Origin of the sequence: Allobacillus halotolerans (assembly GCF_018967645.1) — a bacterium.
Classification (GTDB): Bacteria; Bacillota; Bacilli; order Bacillales; family Alkalibacillaceae; genus Allobacillus; species Allobacillus halotolerans.
In genome coordinates this window covers 1-23,580 of sequence record NZ_JAHLZF010000011.1, presented here as the reverse complement: position 1 = coordinate 23,580, position 23,580 = coordinate 1, and the positions used below count along the sequence as shown (strand labels likewise).

Here is a 23,580-nt window from a genome sequence, read left to right as displayed (position 1 = left end):
CCAGTTACACTTTTCGTTGAAGCTTATATACATAAGCCAATACTTCGGCAACTGATTGATAAAACTCCTCAGGTATGGAGTCTCCAATCTCAACGGCTGCATACAGTCCTCTTGCCAAGCTTCGATTTTCAATTCGCATCACACCATTTGCTTCTGCAATCTCCCTGATTTTAAAGGCGACATAATCTGCACCTTTGGCAACGACGAATGGTGCTTCAGATTTTTCTTCGTCGTATTTCAGCGCGATGGAAAAATGGGTAGGGTTCGTAATGATGACATCTGCAGTCGGTACTTCACTCATCATCCGTTGCTGAGCCATTTGTCTTTGGGTATCCTTGATCCGTGATTTAATCAACGGGTCCCCTTCCATTTTCTTATACTCATCTTTGACATCCTGCTTGGACATTTTAATGTTCTTTTCGTGATCATACCGTTGATATAAATAATCGAAAACCGATAGAAACATCAACATGAGAGAGGCGGCAATACCCATTTGAATTGTCAACTGGGCAAAAAACGAAATCGATTCACTCACAGTCTTCATAGATAAAAGCATGAGTTCATCTTTTTGAAGCCAAAGCACTACAAAACATACACCGCCAATGGACACAATTTTCAATAAGGATTTCAAAAATTCAACAAGTGCCCGGACAGAAAAGATTCGCTTAAACCCTTTGATCGGATCGATTTTCTTCAGGTCGAATTTAAGTGGTTCACCAGAGAACAACAAACCGAATTGTATGTAGTTCGATAAAAGTGCTGCAATCACTGCAACGGCCATCACTGGCAAAACAACCTTGACGGCTTCCATCGTCATTTGAAAAAATACTTGCTCGGTTGTAGCTGCGGTCACTTCCCAGTGGATGAATTTTGTGAAGCTATATGTATACATACCTGTGAAAACCTCACCCATAACCGAACCAAAGACAAGTAGAAAGAGAAAGACAAAAAACAATAAGATGGCTGAGTTAATATCCTGACTTTTGGCAACCTGACCCTTATTACGAGAATCTTGACGTTTTTTAGGTGTTGCTTTCTCCGTTTTTTCTTGGTTAAAGAACTGTAGGTCTAAGCGTAGTAATTCCAAGACTAAGCCCCTCCCATTAACTGCATGAGTTGCCTCATCATCTGGAACATCGTTTCAAACAATCCTCGAAGCAACATGACATAAAATCCTAAAAAGATAAGAATCATTACAAATGCGACAAATATTTTAAGCGGTAAGCCAACGACAAACACGTTTACTTGAGGAACCGTTCGAGCAATCATACCTAAAGCGATATCTACCAAGAACAAAGACCCGACAACCGGAATCGACATCTGAAACGCAAGCATAAACATATGAGCAAAACTGTCTAAAATAAAAATTGGAAAAGATTGATCACCGATGGGTATCATGTCGTAAAATCCGATGAATTCATAGCTATAAAAAATCCCATCAATCAATAAATGATGCGCATTCGTCGCAACCAGAAATAATAATGCAAAAATGTATAGATATTGACCGATAATCGGACTCTGTGCCCCTGTTTGAGGGTCGACGATGTTCGCAATCGCAAATCCCATTTGGAAATCAATGAAACCACCTGCTATCTGAATGGCGGATAATATGATATAGGCCAGTAACCCGATCATTAATCCGACAGTTACTTCCTTCACCAATAAGAGAAAAAACTGTCCATTCAAGAAAAATACCGGAATTTCTATTGTGAAATACATAATCCAAGCCAGAAACATAACTAAACCAATTCGAACAGGCATCGGGATATTTCGGTAAGAGAAAAACGGTGTCATCATAAAAAAACCAGCTAAACGAGCAACAATCAATAACAACCCTGGCATTCTCGCAAGATCTATAAACTCAGCCATATTAACCAACCACGTTAGGGATGTTATTGAATATATTAATCGTAAATTCAATCATACGTTGAAGCATCCAAGGTCCAAAAAAGACGATCCCAATAAATACGGCAATCATTTTAGGAATAAACGCCAACGTTTGTTCTTGAATCTGTGTCGTCGCTTGGAAGATACTGACGAGAAGCCCGACGGTTAGCGCTAAAATCATTAAAGGGCCAACAACAATCAATAATGTATAGACGCCTTGTTCCGCTAATGCTATTACTGTATCTGCACTCATTTAATGCCCTACTTCCTATGTAAAACTTTCCAATATGGAATGACCAATTAAGTTCCAGCCATCGACAATTACAAACAATAAGATTTTAAATGGCAATGAAATCATGACCGGTGGGAGCATCATCATTCCCATTGACATCAAGACACTAGCAACAGCCATATCAATGACCAAAAACGGAATAAAGATCATAAAACCCATTTGAAAGGCTGTCTTCAGTTCACTAATCGCAAAGGCAGGGACTAATGTTGTCAAAGAGATATCAGCCAATGTTTCCGGACTTTCTTCCCCGCTATAATCCATGAATAATGCAAGGTCTTTTTGTCTTGTATGCTTGGCCATAAACTCCTTGAAAGGTATGCTTGCCGATTCATAAGCTTCGTCCAATGTTATTTCTTCATTGAACAGAGGTTGTAATGCTTCCTCATTTACTTCATTAAATGTCGGGGCCATTATAAAGAAAGTCAAAAATAAAGCTAACCCAATCAGTACTTGGTTCGGTGGCATTTGTTGTGTCGCTAGTGACGTTCTGACAAATGACAACACAATAATAATACGAGTGAAGCTAGTCATTAAAATTAAGATGCTTGGCAGAATGGTTATCGCCAATAACAATAGCAAGAGTTGAATGGCTGATGAAGCTGCTTGCGGATCATTCTCAGTCAGTAGATTGACAGCATCAGTCATGACGTTGATCCTCCTTCTGTTCGCTTCCTTTCAGCAATTCATTACGGCTCTTTCTCATCTGGCTCAACTCAGACTGAAATTTATTTTTTGTATCCGTATTTTGATATGGATTTTGATCTCGTTGAGTGAATTTCTTCAACAGATCTTGAAAGTTAATGGCTTGATTGGCCGTAGCATCACTTGATTCCAGACTTCCAATCGTATCCGGTGACTCAATTTTGTCTAGTAATTGGACGTCATCACCAACACCAATTAAGTAATACTCACTGCCGACACGCACGATTTGAATGGATTTGTTCGAACCGAGTGATAAACCGCCGAAGTTTTCCAATGACCGAGTCTGTTGATAGATTCGAGTGCGTTTTTGTAGAAATTTTAATAGAAAATAGATTAAACCGAGTACAACAACCAGTGCGACAATCATTTTCAAGAAATCCAAAAACAAGGAACTGTCAGACGCTGTCACTTGTTCACCAGTGGAGTCTTCGATATCGAGGCTATTTTCTTGTGATGGTTCCCTTTGCTCATTTGTTTCCTCTTTTTGTTCCTCTTTTTCAAAAAGATCGGATACATTCCCATCTCCACTCGGTGAAGCGGAAATTGAACTAACTGGAATGAATAAAAAGAAAAGAAAGACTCCAATGGCTATTTTATGTTTCATCGTCATCGACCCTAACCGTAAAATGTTTTCATAGATTTCTCTTGCAACATGTGCAAGGTTTTATCTGTTCTTACATGCGGCAATATGCTAATTAATTTAACACTTTGTTGATGGCTTCAAGCACACGATCGGCTTGGAAAGGTTTGACAATAAAGTCCTTTGCCCCCGCCTGAATGGCATCAATTACCATAGATTGCTGCCCCATTGCTGAACACATAATTACTTTCGCATCACTGTCTGAACTTAAAATTTCTTTCAATGCAGTTAACCCATCTTTTTCAGGCATTGTAATATCGAGGGTTACAAGGTCCGGTTTGAGTTCAGCATATTTTTCAACTGCTTCAACACCGTCCTGTGCTTCCCCAACAACTTCAAATCCGTTCTTCACTAAGATATCTTTAATCATCATACGCATGAATGCTGCATCATCTACAATCAATATTCTTTTCGACATAATAGACCTCTCCCTTTTTCTTTTCTGCTTATAAGTTATTTTTAGCGTAATTTCTGGATTCGTTCAGCTTGACTCAATATATCCGTGACCCGTACACCAAAGTTTTCTTCGATGACAACGACTTCACCTTTCGCAATCAATTTACTGTTTACTAGAATATCAACCGGTTCTCCAGCAAGTTTGTCCAGTTCTACGATTGATCCTGAGCTAAGATCAAGAATGTCTCGAATGGGCTTACGAGTACGTCCGAGTTCAACGGAAACGTTCAGTGGAATATCCATTAATAAGTCTAAATTTCTGCGTTCCGCTGGGTTTGTCTTCTCTGAGGAAGCAAACTCGCTAAATTGAGCAGACTCAACATGATTGATGAAAGGTTTTTGATATGAGCTGTCATGGGAATGCTGGTTTTGCTGTTCAGGCTCTTCCTTTGAATAATTTTCCACAGCCTTCTCACCTTCCTCTTGATCACTGGGTTGTTGATTCAATTCCTCTTGTGGACTTTCATTCAATAATCGCTTAACACTTTCTTTGACAAACTGAATCGGCAATAACTGCAAGATATTGGAATCGATTAGATTTTCTACTTTCAACTGGAAAGATACTTTGATCAATACCGGCTCATCTGGCAAATATGCTAAGCCATCACCAGTCGTAGCATCTAACATAATTGGTTTCGGTGGTGTTATGTCAATCGGTTGATTGAATACGGATGACATACTTGTTGCAGCAGAACCCATCATTTGGTTCATCGCTTCTTGAATAGCACTTAAATGCAATTCATCTAAATCGGTAGATGGTGTAGAACCATCGCCTCCTAACATGAGATCTGCGATTACTGCTGCATCTTCATGTTTGATCACTAACAAATTCGAACCTGAGAATCCAGAGGTGTAATCGACACTCACCGCAACATGAGGAGTAGGGAATTCACCGGCAAGCTGATCGACATGTACGGCGTTTACGACTGGTGTCGTAATCTCAACTTTATGGTTCAATAAAGTTGATAAAGTTGTCGCTGAGCTACCAAACGATATATTGCCTAACTCGCCGATCGCATCTACCTCCATAGATGTCAGCACATCTTCAAGTGAGGGGTTCGAATCGCTCGTTGGCTCAGTTGGCTGCCGCTCTTGTGTAGTAGATTCTTCATCCGGTTGATCATTGGACGGGCCGCCATTCAGTAACGCATCAATTTCTTCTTGTGTGAGCATATCACCTTTATGGTTATCCATCGTCTTCCTCCTTCATATCACTGATGACCTGAACGGATAAGTGATTATTTTTCTTACCTGGGTGAACATAAAATTTTGGTTCTTCATCGACATATAGTTTTAATGGATCATGAATGGATTGATCCAGTTTGATTACATCATTCGTTTGTAAATGCAAAAAGTCCTCAATTGTAATAGATGACTCACCTAAATTCGTTTTAACATCGACTGAGACTTTCGATAAATTTTCTTGAAGCAAGTGATAATCTTCTTCATTTCGCTTATGAGCTTGATTTTCCATCCAATAATGAACGGACAGCTTAGAAATAATGGGTTCTAGTAAAATATGTGGAATGCAAATATTCATCATCCCAGAGCTTTCACCAATCATTGTATTTAATGAAATAACAATCACTGTCTCGTTCGGTGATACAATTTGTAAAAATTGAGGATTCACCTCAAAATCTTCCATTTCAACATCGATGGAAACCATAGATTCCCAAGCTTCTTCTAACGACTCCATCGCTGAACCAAATGTTCTCGACATAATCTTTGTCTCAATTTCCGTCAGTGTTTCTACTTTATTTAAGCTAGAGCCCGAACCACCCAGCATCCGGTCTAAAATAGCATAGGCTATATTTGGATTTACCTCGAAAAGTAATCGTCCTTCTAACGGATCTGCAGAGAAGACATTTAAAATCGTCTTAGATGGGACGGACCGAATAAACTCTTCATAAGGCACTTGGTCGACAGAAGCGACTTGGATCGATACATAAGATCGTAGATGTCCTGAGAAAAAGGATGTCAATAACCTTGCAAAGTTCTCATGGATTCGTGTCAGTCCTCTAATTTGATCTTTTGAAAATCTTAATGCTCTTTTAAAGTCATAGACTTTTATTTTGTTATTTTCTGTTTCATCGACCTTTAATTCCTCTGCATCCATTTCTCCACTGGACAACGCAGTGAGCAAAGCATCGATTTCACCTTGGGATAAAACATCATCGGCCACATTTCTCACCCCCATTAATGGGTCTTTCTATTATTGAAGAACTTTATCGATAGTAAAGATATCGGTTACTTTCCCGTGTTTCTGCAACCCATCTATTTGATTAAGATGATTCTTTAATTGCTGTTCGACTTCACTTAGTCCACTTCTAAAATTCTCTTCCTTCAGGACGGTTAGTTCTTTTAAGATGACATTGTTCAATTGAAAATGCTCGCCCTTTTGTAAGAATTCTGCCGCGTCCTCGTGATCAGTCACGATTCTGAATTGGATTAACAAAAAGTTGTTGTCTGCTAAGTCTGTCCGTATTTCTCCGGTCATAAAGGAATTTTCAACCATGTCATCTATGGTACGTTCTTCCGATGAAACAGAACCTTGATCACCATATACGAGGATAACAATTGTTGCTATACCAATGATTGTCAATGAAATGAGTATAGTAATCATGACCTTGATCGGTTTACTCATCTTTCTCCACCACCTTCTTATGTAAATCAATTGTACCGATTTGCTGATAATAGTCAGTGATCAATTGAATGACTTCGTGAACCGATTCTTTTACAAAATGCTTTTTTCCATTAATTAAGCTGATGGTTGTGTCAGGTAATGCTTCAATTTTTTCAATATATAATGCATTCAAAACGAATTCATCACCGTTTAGCCTAGTTAACTCGATCATATTTAGGTACGGGGCTGAAACAATCCAGCCCCATTCCCTCCCTTATCGTTTCAAGTTAACGAGTTCTTGTAGAATCTCATCACTTGTTGTAATGACACGTGTATTCGCTTGAAATCCACGTTGAGCTGTAATCATCTCCGTGAATTCTTCTGAAAGGTCGACATTGGACATTTCAAGCGCACCGGCAAATAAGTTGCCAGCCCCGCCTTCTCCTGGCACGAAAAGATAATCGGCGATTCCGCCATCTAATTCACCCGCATTGTTGGAAATTTTATAGGAATTACTGCCAACTTTATCTAAACCTTCTGGGTTGGAGAAATTTGCAAGTAAAATTTGACCTGCGACAGCTGGTTGTCCACTTCCGTCCACGTAATTGACCGTTCCATCCCCACCGATACTGAAGCTTTGAGCATTATCCGGTAATTGAATTCGGCCGATTTGATTTGTTACGCCGTCATTATCTGCGTTTGGCGTACGACCTACCAAATATCTACCGCCACTCGTTACAATATGTCCGTTGTCATCGAAGTAAAAATTACCTGCACGTGTGAAGCTCATATCGTCAGTATCCGTTGCTAGAGCATCATCACCTTCGACTGATTCGGCAGTTGCAAACATGCCATCACCTTCAATTGCCAAATCTAGTGGGCGATTCGTCGTCTGGCGGTTACCTTGTGTATGGATATTATCAATACTTCCTGTTGTTGTTCCTAATCCAACTTGCATTGGGTTACGTCCCCCTAATGTTGGGTCTCCTGCTGCGTTTTGAATAGGTCCTGTAGCACCTTGCATCGTTTGGCTCATTAAATCGGAAAATGTATATCTTCCTTTTTTAAATCCAAACGTATTCACATTTGCGATGTTATTGGAAACTACATCTAATTTTGTTTGAAAACCTTTCATTCCTGAGATACCTGTATACATCGAACGTAACATTTACATCTCTTCCTTCCGTTTTTAAGTTTAATAGTGAAATTGCTTCAATCAGTCAGCAATTCTCGGCTTCCTTTCGGTCCAGCCGTTAATCCGGCAAAATAATCGTTCCATTTATGTTTGTGATTAATTGATCGGATTGATTATTTTTATCCAATGCCGTTATAATTGTGTGGTTTTTTGTACTGGCAACCAACACAGCATCTTTCGTTACGATGACAGAATCAGTAACGCCTTTTTGTTTTGCCTCAAGCATTTTTTCATGGATCTCATTCCATTGTGATGGACTAATCTGGATATTCCGTTCATCCAATCGTTTTTGCGCATGTTTACTAACTTTTAGTTCAGCCTTTTGGTTTTCTAGGATGGTTTGAAAAGATTGCTGAACTGCTTTCTTTTGGTTTACTTGTTTCGACTGTGGTGGAATTGTCGGATAATGAATGGTATTAATTCTACTATTCGCCATCATCAATCACCTCATGGGTCGGTTGGGTAATTTCCATTACTTGACTCGCTGCAATTTTATCTTCATTGGATAGCTTTAGCATCACGTCATTCCCAGTAAATGACACCGATTGTACTCGTCCGGTTTCTTTTCCTGCATATTCACCTGTAGAATCATACACCGCGTATGTAATCTCCTTGTTGATTAGGTTGGAATAGGCCAAGAAATTTGATTGGCTTTGTTGATTTGTCAATACTTTCATTGTTTCGGACATGTTGATGCTTTGTTCCAATTGTGAGAACGTAGCCATTTGCGAGATGAATTGCTTGTCGTCCATTGGGTCCAGTGGATCTTGGTGTTTCAATTGCGCCATCAGTAATTTCAAAAATTCATCTTTTCCTAAATCGGATTGTTTTGTTTGATTCGTCGGTTGTTTTGTCAGATAAAGACTTTCGTCAATTTTCAATCTCTACACCTCCTCCGCAAATAAATAATCTTGGAAATTCACATCACCATCTTCATCATCCAGTTGCCTTGTCTTTTCTTGCTGCTTTGATGATTGCTCTTCCTGATCTTGTTTTTCCTTGAAGTCGGCTAAGTTCGTTTCATTCGTTGCTTCCATTTGGCGTTCGACAACAACTTGGTGAGGTGAGAACAAGTGTCTTAATTGATGTAAATTTTTATCGACCATTTCTTTCGCCACCTGGCTCATGACGGTTATTTTAACGGTCATTTCACCATCCTGCTTAACAAACCTGAGAATCATTTCACCTAACTCCATTGGCTTCAGTTGCAATGTAAGTTGCGTAGTACCACCTGGTTTTGCGAATCGCGTTGATAGAATCATTTGCTCCATTTGGTTCATCATCTGTTGTGAGTTTCCTTGAAGCGACAGACTTTGCTTCACTATTTGAGCATTAGTGGCTGTCACATTTCTCAATAAATTACTCAGTTGTCCAGCAGGTTCCAAGGGCATTTTAGTTGTTGGCTTCGAAAGTTTTTCTGTAAGGACATGTGCCCAATTCATGACTGGCTTATCTGTTTGGGCATTACCCGACAATCTGAGCAATTCTTTGGCAAACCCTGTTTCGGACTGACTTTGGCTTAATTGTTCACTTGAAATGAGCTGCTGCCAAATCGTCGACGCTGTCTGTGTTTGCTTCATACTCGGTTCAGTTATTTGCAGTTGTTGACTTTTTTGTTGGATTAATTGATAAAGAACTTTTTCCATAAGGTTTTTCAGACCATCCAACCCGTTGGATGGTTGCGTGAACAATGCTTCCAACCCCTTAAAGGTCTCAGTAGAAGCTTGATCAGTGGACACGAACGAACGATATAGCTCCGTTAATACCAAGCCGACTTGATCGATTGCTGGAATGGATGCATCTTCTAGTAAGCTATCAAGTTCCTCTGTGGGAATATTCATAGAGTCTGTAAATGTCTGTAGCCAATCGTTTAATTGAGACTCAAGTTCTTCATCAGATGAAATTAACCCTAAGAGTTGTTGTAACATTGCTTCTAGTTCTTCCATTGACCCTTCTTCGGCAAGCTCCATTCCGACTTTTTCCACTGTTACTTTTTCAGCTAACCCTTGAAGTACCTTAGCAAAATCGCCATCTTGACTGAGTGAAAGTGATTTTCCAGAAGTTTTGTTCATCAACTGAGTAACCTGTGGCATGACTTGTAGCATCATTGCGTTATTCACTTTTTCACCCCCTTTCAGCGTATAGACTCGAGAATCTATCGTAATTATTCAGCGTTTGTACGTTCTATGAGAGAGTCTGTATAAGTAGCTGCCTGCTCTGGCTTCATCGCTCCCAACACCTTGCCACGCTCCTCATCACTCATTTGCTCAAGGAGCTTCAATGCAACCTTGTCTTCCATCTCCACAACAATTTCAGCGGCTATTTTGGGCTCAATTCCTGAAAATGAATTGGACATTTTCTTAATCGTTTCTTCTTCAGTTAATAATGTTTGCTCTTTTCGTTCCAACTCAACATTCAAATCAGCAATTTCATTTTTAAGCTCTTCAATTTTAGTTTCTTTTTGGCCAATTTCGCTCTGTAAGTTCTCAATTTGTGTGTTTTTGTTTTCGTTTTCTTTTTTTATTTCATCTAATTGTGATTGCAGAATTTCTTCATCTTTTGAATCCACGAATGATGAAACAACCGGAGCTTCTTTAAGTTGATCCATTGGATTGATTCCCATAACCGACAATACGACGAATAACATAGTGATGGCGAATACAATTGGAATGACGATCACAAATAGAACCCACTGTAGCTTACCTGCCTTTTTTTCTTCGTTGTTATTCCTTGCCATAACATCACCTATCTCGTACGAAAGTATTGTTGCATAGAAATTTCATCCATGAATTCGGCTTCTTTTTTCTTTGCAAACTCTTTTAATTCTTCTTTTTTTAGTTGAATTAACTTTTCCATCTTTTTCATTTCGAGATGTGCTACTTTCAACTGGTTTTCCTTTTGCTTCATGTTCACGCGTGCTTGATGCACCTTTGTCTGGAGCGCTTTTTCCTCTTTTTCAATCCGTTGAATCGAATCATGTGCTGCGTGTATGTATGTAATCGTTACTCGTCCTTTAAGACGATTGTCGAACCGTTCTTGAAGTGTCTCTTTCTTTTTTAACAATTGAAAGAGCTCTGTCGCTTGCTCTTCAAAATAATCGATTGCACGTTGATATTGCGCTTGGGCTTCGTTCATTTCTTTTTCACGAATGTTATATATTCTCTCAATTGAATGGATTGTGTTCATTAGCATCAACCTTTCAAGATCCGGCTAAGTTCGCTTAGTGATTGTGTAAGATTACTGTCCTCTTTTGTGTTTTGTGCAAGGAAAGACATGATTTCCGGATAGTAATAAATCGCTTCATCCACTTTTGCAGAAGACCCCTTTTTATATGCACCAATTTGTATCAACTCTTTATTTTCTTCATAGGTAGCTAGCAGAGAGCGTAGCTTTTTAGCCAATTCAAGATGCTCTTGATCCGCAATTTTCTGAATGAGACGGCTGACGGACTTAAGAACGTTAATCGCTGGATATTGGCCTTGTTCAGCGAGGCGACGATCTAGAACCAAGTGTCCATCCAACAGACCCCGAACGGCATCAGCTATTGGCTCATCCATATCATCACCATCCACTAGCACTGTGTAAAAAGCTGTAATGCTTCCTACTTCACCTGTCCCGGTTCTCTCCAATAACTTCGGTAACATGGCAAATACACTCGGCGGATAACCTTTTGTAGTCGGCGGTTCACCACTGGCCAATCCGACTTCCCGTTGAGCCATCGCTATTCTAGTTAAGGAATCCATCATTAAATTGACTTGATATCCTTGATCCCGGAAATATTCGCTGATCGCTGTTGCTGTATATGCTCCACGGATCCGCTGTAAAGCTGGTTGATCAGAGGTTGCAACAACTACGATCGATTTGGCTAATCCTGCTGTACCCAGTTCTTGTTCAATGAATTCTCTTACTTCTCTACCACGCTCGCCAAGAAGCGCGAAAACGTTAACATCAGCATCACTATTTCGGGCTAGCATTCCGAGCAACGTGCTTTTACCGACTCCACTTCCTGCAAAAATTCCTAAACGCTGGCCTCTGCCGACCGTCATACAAGTGTCGATTGCTTTGATTCCTGTTGATAACACTTGGTCTATCGGCGGTCTGGCTAATGGATTAAGCGGTTGTTTTTCTGCTTCATAAGGGATGAAGTCACTTGGTAGCTTGGACCCATCTAATGGATTACCTAGACCATCCAGCACTTGGCCAATCAATCCTTCGCCAGCTTTCACAGTCAATGATCGATTGAGTGATTCTACTAAACTACCAGGGCCGATTTGGTTTGTTTGTTCATACGGCATCAACAACACATGTTCATGTTGAAAGCCAACCACCTCTGCGAGGATCGGTTCCTTTTCACTTGTTGCAGAATGAATATAACAAACCTCTCCAATATTAACAGCAGGCCCTTTGGATTCGATTAACAAACCAACATTCCGATAAACCTTTCCATAACGTACAATCGAGTCAGTTTTATGTAATGCTTCAACCAATCGCTTAACTTCCACGCTGCTGATTCTCCTTTACTAGCTGTAGCAGCTCTTCTTTAACCTTGCTTAGTTGCTTATCAACACTAGCATCGATTTTTCCAAAAGGAGACTCGATCAAGCATGCATAGGTAGATAGTTCTTCATTGGAGAAAATACTAAGTTGTCCCTTACCCGACAAAATCCCTTCGAGTTCTTCCCGTTGATTCACGACAAATGCATACATTTCTGGATGAACATATACATGTACTTCAGGTTGCTCTGAAACTTCATGGACAATCTGTTTCACAAGCTGAATAAAGCGGTCATTCTCTGACTCTATCGTTTGGTGAATAATTTTTTCGGCAATTTCTACAGCTAACGTCAATAAGTCTTCTTCTGCATCAGATAGTTTTTTTAGATAAGCGGCTTTCGCTTGGTGAACGACATCGTTCGCCTGCTCAATGAGTGATTGGTATTCTTCCTTTGCTTGTACAAGACCTTCTTGTTTCCCCTCTTTGTAACCCGTTTCTTTTGCTTCTTGATGTGCTTGTTGTATGGAGACTTTTGCTTCTTCGTGTAATCGTTCAGCTTCCTGTTTCGCTTGAACCACAAATTGTTCTGCTTGCTCTTTAGCCTGTTCAACTATCGTTTCTGCAGTATTTTGTTTTTGTTTTCTTTGTTCTTCATAAGTTAATTCTGTACTTGTTTCAGCAGATGTGTCGCGGAATGCGCCGACTTGAATCGGTCTTTCGGTTAGTTGTTTATCTGACGGATAACGGAAAACATTAGACAATGATGTCATCTCCCCCGCCTCGAGCAATAACAATTTCGCCCATATCTTCTAATCGACGAATGGTTCCAACAATTCTCATTTGTGCTTCCTCAACATCCTTCAACCGAACAGGACCCATATACTCAATCTCATCTCGGATGGTTTCTGCCATGCGTTGAGACATATTTTCAAACACTAAGTCTTTCACCTCTTCACTAGCTACTTTCAAAGCCATGATGAGGTCTTGATTTTCTACATCTCGGATCACACGCTGAATCGCTCGATGATCCAAGGTAACAATGTCTTCAAACACAAACATCCGTGTTTTGATTTCTTCCGCCAATTCAGGGTCACGTACTTCTAATTCATCTAGAATCGTTCTCTCTGTCGATCGATCGACACCATTCAATATTTGAACAATTGATTCAACGCCACCAGTTTCAGTGTAATCCTGTGTAACAGTAGACGAAAGATTCTTTTCAAGTAGTTGTTCTACCTCTTCAATGATTTCAGGCGATGCTGAATCCATAATCGCTATTCTACGAGCGATATCCGCTTGCTTATCCTCTGGCAACTCCGATAAAATCTGAGAAGCTTGCTCAGATTCCAAATAAGACAAGACGAGAGCGATCGTCTGTGGATGTTCATGTTGAATAAAATTATAAATTTGGGTAGGATCCGCTCGTCTAGCAAAATCAAATGGTCGGACTTGTAGATTTGTCGTTAAACGCGATAAGATTTTAGATGCTTCATTTTCGCCCAACGCCTTCTCAAGTACAGTTTTCGCATAGCCAATTCCACCTTGGGAAATATAGTTTTGTGCGAGGGCTATTTGGTGAAATTGGTCTAAAATCTCCTCTTTCTGTGTTGGGTCGACTTTTTTGACGGAAGAAATTTCTAATGTTAGCTGTTCAATTTCTTCTTCTGTTAAGTGTTTATATACTTGTGCTGAGATATCTGGACCCATGGAGATCAGCAATGCAGCAGCTTTTTGCTTACCGGTCAATTCTTTTTTCTGCGTTACCAAAACAGACTCCCCCTAATCCTCTGAAATCCAGCTTCTTAATAATTTAGCGAATTCCTCAGGTTGCTCCTTCGCAAGTTGTTCAAGCTGTTTTCTTTTGGCTGTTGATTCCGTTTGTTTCTCTTCAATTCTAAAATCTTCAAGATCTGGAATTTCTTCTTGATAAACTTCTTCCACCGTTTCCTCTTCGGTTTTATTTCGGAATAATAAAAATAACAATATAATAATAGCAATAATTAAAATGCCACCAACGATATATAGCCACGTTGGGATGCCAGCCTGTGGAGATTCAAAGCTTCCCTGTCTTGAAAACTCCTGAAATACGACGGAAACATTATTTAATGGCTCTTCGATCTCTACATCTGCAGAAATGGATGTATTGACAATCGATGAAAGAATGGATTGAATGTCTTCCTCAACGGCTGTCTGTTCCGCTGCTGTTAACGTAACGGTTTCACCATTTTCAGTCGTCGAGTTGTCAACAGCTACTTGTATACCTATATCACGCACTTCATAAGGGCTTTCAACAATCTCTTTTTGGATGCGATTAAACTCATTGTTAATCGTTTCCCGAACCATCTCATAATCTGACTGTCCTTCGCCTTCTTCAACACCTTGAAGTTCAGGAATATCTGTATCACCCTCAACTAAAGGCGCACCGTCATTTCCTGTATACGTTTCCGTGATCCGGTCGACACTTACCGGTAATCCTTCCATATTATCAAGATCAACCGGCTCCACTATCTCTTCGATTCGATTTTCTTGGGTAAAATCAATATCTGTTGTGACAGAAACCACAACTTTGTCTTGTCCAACCATCGTTCCGAGCATTCGTTGAACCCGTCGTTGGATATCTTTTTCTACTTGCTCTTTAACCTCTTGATTCTGCACATATGTATTGCCATAACCATTTGTTGAATTATTTATATCCAAATAGTTAAAGTTTTGATCCATGATGACGATATTATCAGTAGGGAGATTCGGAACAGCTTTGGAAACCAAATGATAAAGCCCTCTGACTTGATTTTCTGAAAAGTTATAACCAAAGTCGGTTTCCAAAACGATGGATGCAGACGAATCCTGCATTTCTTCTCCGACGAATATCGTTTCACTTGCTCGATTGATCAGTACCTTTGCCTGATTAATCCCATCAATTTTTTCAATTAAGCCTGATAACTCAGTTTGCAAAGCGTCGACTTCAATGATTTGTCTTTCTTCATCGGTCATTCCCCAGGAAACATTCTCAGAAAAAAATGAGTAGTCAATGTTTCCGCTATTTGGGATGCCTTGCGAAGCAAAGTCCACTAACAACGAGTCGGATTGTTCTTCAGGAACAAGAATGGATGTCCCGCCATCTGTCAGTTCATATGTAATACCTCGTTCATCCAACTCTGCTTTCAATTGTCCGACTTCTTGATGGGACAAATTGCTGTATAATGGTGTCATTTTTGTCGATGTCATAAAGTATGTAAGTATGATTATTAGAAGTATAAATACAGAAAACCCGCCAATCACCCAGGTCTTTTGTGATTTTGAACTACTCTTCCATCTCTCGGTCAACTGCTGCCGAAAGCGTTGAATGGATTGATTCATTTTTGTCCCCCAACTTCCATAAATCTCTCTATCTATCTGTTTTGGACTAATTTTACTTAGACGTTGCTATCATTTTTGCTGAACTGTAATGTTAAATTTGCATACGCATAACTTCTCTGTATGCTTCAATCACTTTATTTTGAATCTCTGTAGCCGCTTGCAGGGTAACTCCTGCTTTTTGAGCCGTGATCATCACATTATGTAAGTCCACATCTTCTCCACGAATTAATTGATTCGTCTTTAAATCCGATTCTGTTTGTAAACCATTCACATGATTAATAGCATTTTTCAATTGTGTTGCGAATTGGTCTTTTGCTTCGGCTGTAGAAACATTACTGACTTTTTCTCCTTGAGACATAGCTAGCTTCATTGGACTATTCGATTGCTGCAATGCAGACAGTTGGATTGGATCCATCACTTGAGTCCTCCTTACTTACCGATTTCTAATGATTTCATCAAGATACCTTTTGAAGCATTCAATGCCGTGACATTAGCTTCGTACGCACGGCTTGCCGTCATCATACCCATCATTTCTTTTAATGGGTCTACATTTGGCATCATGACATAACCCTCTTCATTGGCGTCCGGATGATTTGGATTATAAACTGGTTCGAATGGTGCAGGATCTTCCTTGACAGAGTGGATGGAAACACCTTTCCCTGTGCTGATATCTTGTTTTCCAATTGCTTTATGTAAAAGTTGATTAAATTGCTCACCCTTTGCTCCTTGGGTAACGATTTTTCTTCGGTATGGCTCCCATTCTCCCGCTTCATTTAATCGTGCTCTTGTCGTCTGTTGGTTTGCGATATTATCTGCGTGTACATCCATTTTGAATCGATTGGCAGTTAATGCGCTCCCGCTAATATTTATTCCATCAAACATTCCCATGATTAACGCCCTCCACCTAAAACTGTACGGATTGAATTAAATTTCCCATTTATTCGCTCAGTCAATGCTTCATAGTATAGCTGGTTCTTTGATAACTCAGCCATTTCCTTATCTAAGTCCACACTATTGCCATTATGGTTAAAAGTAAGGTTCCGATCTTGTGTGATTTGAATCGTTGAAGATTGCTGATCGAAAGGAATATGTTTAGGATGTGTCCTTAACGTTTCCAATTTCGTTTGTTCTTGTTCGAGTTGTGATTGGAAAGATACTTTTTTTGCTTTATAATTGGGTGTATCAACATTTGCAATATTATTGGCAATGACTTTATTTTTAGTCGATGCATAATCAAGTCCTTGCGCCAAGTGATTAAACGTATTGTTAAATAACTTCATCAGATTCTCCCCTGTCGACGAAATATTTCAGAAGCCAAAATTTTCGACAAAACAATACCTCAATTACTTCATTATTACACAATTCGAAGCTTAAAGACATATCGTGTCCAAAACTTTCCTAAGTTTTCGATAAAAATAAATCTAAAGTTCTATAAATCGAAAGAAATTCTGGAACTTATCGACAAAACATGAGCATTAAATTGTCGATATATGATATTTCTTGGTAGAAATTTTGATTCCTTACCAATGATTATACCGAATTTCGACGCTTGATATTGTGACGATTCGATTAAACATTAAGACATTCAATAACACAATGATCATGATGACATCACACCAAAAAAATCCCTTGAGCCAAGATAGATGACTCAAGAGATTTTTTTTCGTAATGATTGTATTACATGGTTTTCTTTTCTAGCTCATTCAAAAACTTATCGTTTAATACTTTGATATATGTTCCTTTCATTCCTAGGGAACGGGATTCGATGACACCAGCACTTTCCAATTTACGTAACGCATTAACAATGACTGAACGAGTAATACCTACGCGGTCTGCAATTTTACTTGCGACCAATAAACCTTCTTTGCCGTCAAGTTCTTTAAAGATATGCTCGATTGCCTCTAATTCACTATATGATAGGGAATTGATGGCCATTTGAACAACAGCTTTACTACGAGCCTCTTCCTCAATTTCTTCTGATTTCTGATGCAGAATTTCCATTCCGACAACAGTCGCGCCATATTCACCAAGTAACAGATCATCATCTTCAAATGATTCTTCAACACGAGCCAAAATTAACGTACCTAAACGTTCTGCTCCACCAAGGATCGGTACAATCGTTGTCAACCCTTTGCTGAATAAGTCTTTGTTTTCAACAGGGAACGCAGTATATTCACTGTTGATATCAATATTCGATGTTGTTTCTTGGATATTGAATAAATTGCTCGTGTACTCTTCCGGAAATTGTCTCTCTTCAAGCATTTGTTTCATTCGATTATTCTCAATTTCTTCTTTGATCGCATATCCTAATAACTTTCCTTTACGGCTTACTACGTAGACGTTTGAATCAATGACATCTTTCAAAGTACCTGCCATTTCATTGAAATTCACCGCGTTTCCTTGTGTTTTTTGTAGCATTGCGTTAATTACGCGTGTTCTTTCTAATAATGTTTTCATTAGTAAATCCTCCTAAATTTTTTATAAAATGAATTGTGATAAGTCTTTGTTTTTAACAATGGATGTTAATTTTTCATCAACATAATGCTTGGTAATTTCGATTTTTTCCATCGTGATATCTGGTGCTTCGTAAGATAAATCTTCCAGTAGCTTTTCCATGATCGTATGAAGCCTTCTTGCTCCAATATTGTCTGTTTCCTGGTTGACTTCATATGCAATTTCAGCGATTCGTTCGATTGCTTCATCTGTAAATTCCAGTTTGATATTTTCAGTTTCCAATAAGGCTGTATACTGTTTGATCAACGCATTGGAAGGTTCTTTCAAGATATTGATGAAATCTTGGATAACCAACTTGTTCAATTCGACTCTTATTGGAAATCTTCCCTGTAGTTCGGGTATTAAATCAGATGGTTTCGCCATATGAAAGGCTCCGGCTGCGATGAATAACATGTAATCCGTTTTCACCGTCCCATATTTAGTGACAATTGTGCCTCCTTCAACAATCGGCAGGATATCTCGTTGTACGCCTTCTCTGGAAACACCTGCTTGCTGGTCATCCTTACCGCAAACTTTATCAATCTCATCGATGAAAATGATTCCTGATTGTTCTGCATGTTCAATGGCCTTTTGGTGAACTTCATCCATATCGATTAATTTTTGTGCCTCTTCGTGGACCAGAATTTCCCTTGCTTCATTCACAGGCAATCTGCGTTTTTTCTTTTTCTTTGGAAGCATCTGGCTGAATGCATCTTGCATGTTCATACCCATTTGCTCCATTCCTGAACCTTGTAGGGCATCAAACATGGAAGGTGCTTGCTCTTCAACTTGAATAGTGACCATCTTGTCCTCTAACTCACCGAGTTCCAATTGATGTTGGATCCGTCTCCGTTTATCTGCAATTTCACTATTGTCTTCGTCTTGTTCTTGTGGTTCCTGGTTTTGCTGTTGATTAAACAACATCTCGAAAGGATTGGATGCACTTGACTTCTTTTTCTTCTCCGGAACAAGTAGTTTCACAAGACGACGATTCGCTTGCTTTCTTGCTTCTTCTTGAACCTCAATCATTTTCTGTTCTTTGATCATCCGAACACTCATATCAACTAAATCACGAACCATTGATTCTACATCTCGTCCTACATAGCCAACCTCGGTAAACTTGGTAGCCTCCACTTTAACGAATGGTGCATGAACAAGCTTTGCAAGTCGTCTTGCCAACTCTGTCTTACCCACGCCTGTGGGACCAATCATTAAGATGTTTTTTGGAACGATCTCTTCCTTTAATTCATTCGGAAGTCGCATTCGGCGATATCGATTACGAAGAGCAACAGCTAAAGCTTTCTTCGCATCTTCTTGGCCAATGATATATTTATTTAGCTGATTGACAATTTCCTTAGGGGTCGCCGTCCTACTCATTCATCATTCTCCTTTTCCACCAAGTGTCTCTATTATGATTTGATCGTTTGTAAAAACACAAATTTCACTAGCAATCTCTAATGCAGACTTTGCAATGTCTTCTGCATGATCGATACTTCCATACCGTTTTAGAGCTCGACCGGCACTTAATGCAAAGTTTCCTCCAGATCCAATCGCCAGGATATTGTCATCGGGTTCAATCACTTCTCCAGTACCTGATACGAGCAACATATTATCAAGGTCCATAACAATGAGCATCGCTTCAAGCTTTCGTAAAACTTTATCGCTCCGCCACTCCTTGGCGAGTTCGACAGCTGAACGTTGAAGATTTCCTTCATATTTTTCAAGATATGCTTCAAATTTCTCAAACAATGTAAATGCATCAGCAACCGAACCGGCAAATCCAGCTAATACTTTTCCGTTATGTAATTTTCTAACTTTACGGGCAGTATGCTTCATCACTACTGCATTTCCCAGTGTCACCTGACCATCACCGCTCATCGCTGCTTTTCCATTGTGTCGAACGGCAAAAATCGTAGTTGCGTGAAACGATTGTGACATATTGATCACTCCTATTTTTCAATTAAGCTCTTGGATGCGCATTATCGTATATTTTCTTTAGATAATCCTTTGTCACATGTGTGTAAACTTGGGTGGACGATAAACTCTCATGACCCAATAATTCTTGTACAGATCTCATATCAGCACCTTGGTTCAATAAGTGAGTTGCAAATGAATGCCTTAACTTATGTGGGTGAATTTTTGATGTCAGCGCAGCTTTTTCAAGCATGCGATTCAAGATATAACGAATTCCGCGATCGGTAATCGGCTTACCATGATGGTTCAAAAACAGCGTGTTATTCTTACCCTCTGATTTGTTCTGAAGTTTTGGTCGAGAGTCATTTATATATTTTTTTAATTCCATCTCAGCAAAAGAACCAAAAGGTACGTATCGTTGTTTCCGACCTTTTCCGAAAACGAGAAGCAAACCGGCTGTAAAATCAACATCTTCAATTTTTATACCCACGAGTTCTGTTACACGGATGCCAGTTGCATAAAGCAACTCTAAAATCGCTCGATTTCTTTGACTGATCGGTGTCATTCCATCTTCAGCTGCAAACAATTGTTGCATTTCCTCATCATAAAAAAACTGCGGGATTTTTTTATCCAATTTTGGCATAGAAACATACAGAAAAGGATTTTTCTCAATTACGTCTTCCTTTTCCAAGTAGTTAAAGAATGACCGTAAGCCAGATAATTTTCTCGAGACAGATTTCTTCGCTAGCTTTTCTCGATATAACCTCGTTAAATATAAACGGATCTCTACATGAGTAATTCGATTGATTGCATCGATGGACTCTGCCATTAAAAATTGTTCAAACTGTTTAATGTCCGTTAAATAATACTGAATCGTCAGTGGAGATGTATTTTTTTCGACAAGCATATAATCCTCAAATGCTTGAACCCAGCGTCCGAATATCATGGTTCGTCACACTTTCTTATTAAATCGTTTAAATTTTATCAAAATTTTTAAAATTATTCAACAATTAGTATATGATCTTCACATTTTTGTTGGATTTAACTCTTAATACGCACCAGAAAATTTTTTTGGGACTCTGATGTTTAAACTGTGTTAACCATTGCTTTAATTATTAAAAGCTTTTTAAATGAACTTTTCACGGAAACTTCTTACCACTGAGCAATTCTATAGGAATGTGAATTGTGTGTCAATTTAATTAAATCCTCACTATACACTTTTCACAATTTAGATAAAATTTAATCACAAAACCGACTTATTTTTTAAAATAGGTATTTTTAACCAAAAAACAAACTGTTCCTACACTGGTCTCCCAGAGAAGGAACAGTTTGAGGTATTCATTGTACACTTTCTTTGTAATCACAATTTGTACAAGTTACCTGCGTACCTTTTTTCTGTTTCTTTTCAACCAATAGTGATTCACACCTTGGGCATGGGCGATCAATTGGTTTATCCCATGATACAAAGTCGCAATCTGGGAATTGATCACAGCCATAAAAAGTTCTTCTTTTCTTACTTTTTCGTTCCACGACTTGACCTTTTTTACACTTTGGACATGTCACTCCGATTTCTTTAAGAATCGGCTTTGTATTACGACATTCCGGAAAATTTGAGCAAGCTAAGAATTTTCCATAGCGGCCCATCTTATAAACCATTTCGTGACCGCATTTTTCGCACGTGATTCCTGCGGGCTCATCTTTGATTTCAACCTTTTCGATTTCTTCTTCAGCTTTCTCTAAGCGTTTCTCAAATCCTTCATAAAATTGCCCAATTACACGGCGCCATTTTTTGTCACCGTCTTCGATATCATCCAAATCATTTTCCATGTTCACTGTAAATTCGATGTCAACGATTTCTGGAAAATACTCTTGCAATAAATCATTAATGATTCCACCAAGCTCTGTTGGTATAAATCGTTTATTTTCCAATTTAACATAACCACGGCGCTGAATTGTATCTAAGGTAGGTGCATAAGTTGATGGTCGTCCAATGCCTTTTTCCTCCATAGTCTTCACGAGTCTTGCTTCAGTGTATCTTGGAGGCGGCTGTGTAAAGTGTTGTTCAGGTTCGATTTGACTCGCTGTTGACTTGGTTCCTTCTTCTAATTCGGGAAGCAACTTTTGCTCGTCTTTTTTCTGATCGTCCGTACCTTCGACATATACTTTCATAAAGCCTTTAAACTTCACTTGAGAGCCGGAAGCACGAAACTCAACTTTGTTATTCAACAAATGTGCCGTTACAGTATCTAAAACTGCTGGAGCCATTTGACTAGCTACAAAACGCTCCCATATCAGCTTATATAGTTTGTATTGGTCATTTGATAATTTGGCTTTGATAGATAAAGGTTCTTTGGAGACAACTGTCGGCCGGATCGCTTCGTGTGCATCTTGTGTTTTTTGTTGGGATTTCTTTGCACGAGATTTGCCGAGATAATTTTCTCCATATTTATTTTGAATTAAAGTCGCTGCTTCTTGTTTTGCCGTATCCGAAATCCGTGTCGAATCTGTACGCATATAGGTGATTAGTCCAGTCGTTCCTTCTCGGCCACCTAGATCGATTCCTTCGTACAATTGTTGAGCGATCATCATCGTTTTCTTTGCTCGGAAATTCAGTTTTCGGAATGCTTCTTGCTGCAATGATGATGTGGTGAATGGTGAGGACGGGTTTCTTCTACGCTCCCGCTTGTTCACTTGATCGACAGTGAAATCTTTTCCATTCAACTGCTTTAGTATTTGATCGACATCTTCTCTCGATTTTAGCTCTTTCTTTTTCCCATCTACTCCATAAAATTTCGCTGTAAATGTTTCGCCGTTATGGGTAAATTCAGTTTCAATTGACCAATATTCTTCGGGTGTGAAATTATTGATCTCGTTTTCTCGATCGATAATTAGTTTGACGGCAACGGACTGAACACGTCCCGCGCTCAATCCCTTCTTGATCTTTTTCCAAAGCAATGGACTAATATTGTATCCGACAAGTCGGTCGAGCACGCGTCTTGCCTGCTGTGCATTGACAAGATCCATGTTAATGGCCCGTGGCTCTTTAAATGAGTCCTTGACAGCATCTTTCGTGATTTCGTTAAAAACCACACGACAGGCTGCATCTTCTTCAATCCCTAAGCTATTGGCCAAATGCCATGCGATTGCTTCCCCTTCACGATCGGGGTCGGCAGCAAGATAAACTTTCTTCGCCTTCTTGGCTGATTTCTTCAGATCATTCAGAATGGGTCCTTTACCTCGAATCGTAATATATCGTGGTTCAAAATCATTATCGACATCGACACCCGTTTGACTTTTTGGCAAATCAATGACGTGACCCATAGATGCTTTTACTTTATATTTTTTTCCTAAATAACGTTCAATGGTTTTTGCTTTCGCCGGTGATTCGACGATTACTAAGTAATCCGACATATATTCAGTCCTCCTGCGAGGTTTTCTATTTTTTGATTTCGCTCTGTTAAAGTTCGTTGTTGTTATGGTGATTCGCTTACGGTGAACGCTTTTACCCAAAGGGCATAAGGGCGAC

28 protein-coding genes are annotated in these 23,580 nt (G+C 39.3%); all 28 read right to left on the bottom strand.

Annotation, left to right across the window (positions count from 1 at the left end; translation table 11 throughout):
* Positions 1-4 precede the first annotated feature (4 nt).
* On the bottom strand, positions 5-1,087 hold the full coding sequence (flhB, locus tag KQ486_RS08470) for a flagellar biosynthesis protein FlhB (RefSeq protein ID WP_144159350.1): 1,083 nt from the start codon (positions 1,085-1,087) through the stop codon (positions 5-7).
* A 2-nt stretch (positions 1,088-1,089) separates the two neighbouring features.
* A complete protein-coding gene (fliR, locus tag KQ486_RS08465) occupies positions 1,090-1,869 on the bottom strand; it encodes a flagellar biosynthetic protein FliR (RefSeq protein ID WP_144159353.1) in 780 nt (259 codons plus the stop codon).
* Between the two features lies 1 nt (position 1,870).
* Positions 1,871-2,140, bottom strand: a complete 270-nt coding sequence (fliQ, locus tag KQ486_RS08460; RefSeq protein WP_144159356.1) for a flagellar biosynthesis protein FliQ — start codon at positions 2,138-2,140, stop codon at positions 1,871-1,873.
* A gap of 15 nt (positions 2,141-2,155) precedes the next feature.
* Positions 2,156-2,824, bottom strand: coding sequence for a flagellar type III secretion system pore protein FliP (gene fliP / locus KQ486_RS08455; protein WP_144159359.1), 669 nt, complete (start codon positions 2,822-2,824; stop codon positions 2,156-2,158).
* On the bottom strand, positions 2,817-3,485 hold the full coding sequence (locus KQ486_RS08450; protein WP_216687379.1) for a flagellar biosynthetic protein FliO: 669 nt from the start codon (positions 3,483-3,485) through the stop codon (positions 2,817-2,819). The genes fliP and KQ486_RS08450 overlap by 8 nt, the downstream gene beginning before the upstream one ends.
* A gap of 91 nt (positions 3,486-3,576) precedes the next feature.
* Complete coding sequence (locus KQ486_RS08445; RefSeq protein WP_144159365.1) at positions 3,577-3,939, bottom strand: response regulator; 363 nt, start codon at positions 3,937-3,939, stop codon at positions 3,577-3,579.
* A gap of 41 nt (positions 3,940-3,980) precedes the next feature.
* Positions 3,981-5,171, bottom strand: a complete 1,191-nt coding sequence (gene fliY / locus KQ486_RS08440) for a flagellar motor switch phosphatase FliY (protein WP_144159368.1) — start codon at positions 5,169-5,171, stop codon at positions 3,981-3,983.
* Complete coding sequence (gene fliM, locus KQ486_RS08435; RefSeq protein WP_216687378.1) at positions 5,164-6,159, bottom strand: flagellar motor switch protein FliM; 996 nt, start codon at positions 6,157-6,159, stop codon at positions 5,164-5,166. The genes fliY and fliM overlap by 8 nt, the downstream gene beginning before the upstream one ends.
* A 30-nt stretch (positions 6,160-6,189) precedes the next feature.
* Entirely contained in the window at positions 6,190-6,621 is a 432-nt protein-coding gene (locus tag KQ486_RS08430; RefSeq protein ID WP_144159374.1) for a flagellar basal body-associated FliL family protein, read from the bottom strand.
* Positions 6,614-6,832, bottom strand: a complete 219-nt coding sequence (locus KQ486_RS08425; RefSeq protein WP_144159377.1) for a flagellar FlbD family protein — start codon at positions 6,830-6,832, stop codon at positions 6,614-6,616. The genes KQ486_RS08430 and KQ486_RS08425 overlap by 8 nt, the downstream gene beginning before the upstream one ends.
* Positions 6,833-6,874: 42 nt before the next feature.
* Positions 6,875-7,768: a flagellar basal body rod protein FlgG gene (gene flgG / locus KQ486_RS08420; RefSeq protein ID WP_216687377.1), complete on the bottom strand. Its 894-nt coding sequence runs from the start codon at positions 7,766-7,768 to the stop codon at positions 6,875-6,877.
* A gap of 85 nt (positions 7,769-7,853) precedes the next feature.
* Entirely contained in the window at positions 7,854-8,231 is a 378-nt protein-coding gene (locus KQ486_RS08415; protein ID WP_216687376.1) for a TIGR02530 family flagellar biosynthesis protein, read from the bottom strand.
* Complete coding sequence (gene flgD, locus KQ486_RS08410) at positions 8,221-8,676, bottom strand: flagellar hook assembly protein FlgD (protein WP_216687375.1); 456 nt, start codon at positions 8,674-8,676, stop codon at positions 8,221-8,223. The genes KQ486_RS08415 and flgD overlap by 11 nt, the downstream gene beginning before the upstream one ends.
* 3 nt (positions 8,677-8,679) lie before the next feature.
* On the bottom strand, positions 8,680-9,915 hold the full coding sequence (locus KQ486_RS14620; protein WP_216687374.1) for a flagellar hook-length control protein FliK: 1,236 nt from the start codon (positions 9,913-9,915) through the stop codon (positions 8,680-8,682).
* Positions 9,916-9,959: 44 nt separating this feature from the next.
* Positions 9,960-10,532 carry a MotE family protein gene (locus KQ486_RS08400; protein WP_144159392.1) on the bottom strand — a complete coding sequence of 191 codons (573 nt, stop codon included), beginning with the start codon at positions 10,530-10,532 and terminating at the stop codon, positions 9,960-9,962.
* 8 nt (positions 10,533-10,540) lie between these two features.
* Positions 10,541-10,981 carry a flagellar export protein FliJ gene (gene fliJ / locus KQ486_RS08395; protein ID WP_186278499.1) on the bottom strand — a complete coding sequence of 147 codons (441 nt, stop codon included), beginning with the start codon at positions 10,979-10,981 and terminating at the stop codon, positions 10,541-10,543.
* 5 nt (positions 10,982-10,986) lie between these two features.
* Entirely contained in the window at positions 10,987-12,297 is a 1,311-nt protein-coding gene (gene fliI / locus KQ486_RS08390) for a flagellar protein export ATPase FliI (RefSeq protein ID WP_144159399.1), read from the bottom strand.
* A complete protein-coding gene (gene fliH / locus KQ486_RS08385; RefSeq protein WP_216687373.1) occupies positions 12,287-13,051 on the bottom strand; it encodes a flagellar assembly protein FliH in 765 nt (254 codons plus the stop codon). The genes fliI and fliH overlap by 11 nt, the downstream gene beginning before the upstream one ends.
* Entirely contained in the window at positions 13,044-14,057 is a 1,014-nt protein-coding gene (gene fliG / locus KQ486_RS08380) for a flagellar motor switch protein FliG (protein WP_144159405.1), read from the bottom strand. Before fliG ends, fliH begins: the two co-directional genes overlap by 8 nt.
* A gap of 12 nt (positions 14,058-14,069) precedes the next feature.
* Positions 14,070-15,647: a flagellar basal-body MS-ring/collar protein FliF gene (gene fliF, locus KQ486_RS08375; RefSeq protein WP_216687372.1), complete on the bottom strand. Its 1,578-nt coding sequence runs from the start codon at positions 15,645-15,647 to the stop codon at positions 14,070-14,072.
* Between the two features lie 91 nt (positions 15,648-15,738).
* Positions 15,739-16,005 (bottom strand): flagellar hook-basal body complex protein FliE, encoded by a 267-nt coding sequence (gene fliE / locus KQ486_RS08370; protein ID WP_246569259.1) that lies wholly within the window; start codon positions 16,003-16,005, stop codon positions 15,739-15,741.
* A gap of 71 nt (positions 16,006-16,076) precedes the next feature.
* Positions 16,077-16,535 carry a flagellar basal body rod protein FlgC gene (gene flgC, locus KQ486_RS08365; protein WP_216687371.1) on the bottom strand — a complete coding sequence of 153 codons (459 nt, stop codon included), beginning with the start codon at positions 16,533-16,535 and terminating at the stop codon, positions 16,077-16,079.
* 2 nt (positions 16,536-16,537) lie between these two features.
* Entirely contained in the window at positions 16,538-16,927 is a 390-nt protein-coding gene (gene flgB / locus KQ486_RS08360; protein ID WP_216687370.1) for a flagellar basal body rod protein FlgB, read from the bottom strand.
* Positions 16,928-17,324: 397 nt separating this feature from the next.
* Positions 17,325-18,104: a GTP-sensing pleiotropic transcriptional regulator CodY gene (gene codY, locus KQ486_RS08355; RefSeq protein ID WP_216687369.1), complete on the bottom strand. Its 780-nt coding sequence runs from the start codon at positions 18,102-18,104 to the stop codon at positions 17,325-17,327.
* 21 nt (positions 18,105-18,125) lie between these two features.
* A complete protein-coding gene (gene hslU / locus KQ486_RS08350) occupies positions 18,126-19,517 on the bottom strand; it encodes an ATP-dependent protease ATPase subunit HslU (protein WP_216687368.1) in 1,392 nt (463 codons plus the stop codon).
* Positions 19,518-19,520: 3 nt separating this feature from the next.
* Positions 19,521-20,078: an ATP-dependent protease subunit HslV gene (gene hslV / locus KQ486_RS08345; RefSeq protein WP_216687367.1), complete on the bottom strand. Its 558-nt coding sequence runs from the start codon at positions 20,076-20,078 to the stop codon at positions 19,521-19,523.
* A gap of 22 nt (positions 20,079-20,100) precedes the next feature.
* Positions 20,101-21,000 (bottom strand): tyrosine recombinase XerC, encoded by a 900-nt coding sequence (gene xerC, locus KQ486_RS08340; protein ID WP_216687366.1) that lies wholly within the window; start codon positions 20,998-21,000, stop codon positions 20,101-20,103.
* Positions 21,001-21,392: 392 nt separating this feature from the next.
* Positions 21,393-23,465: a type I DNA topoisomerase gene (topA, locus tag KQ486_RS08335; protein ID WP_216687365.1), complete on the bottom strand. Its 2,073-nt coding sequence runs from the start codon at positions 23,463-23,465 to the stop codon at positions 21,393-21,395.
* Between the last annotated feature and the right edge of the window lie 115 nt (positions 23,466-23,580).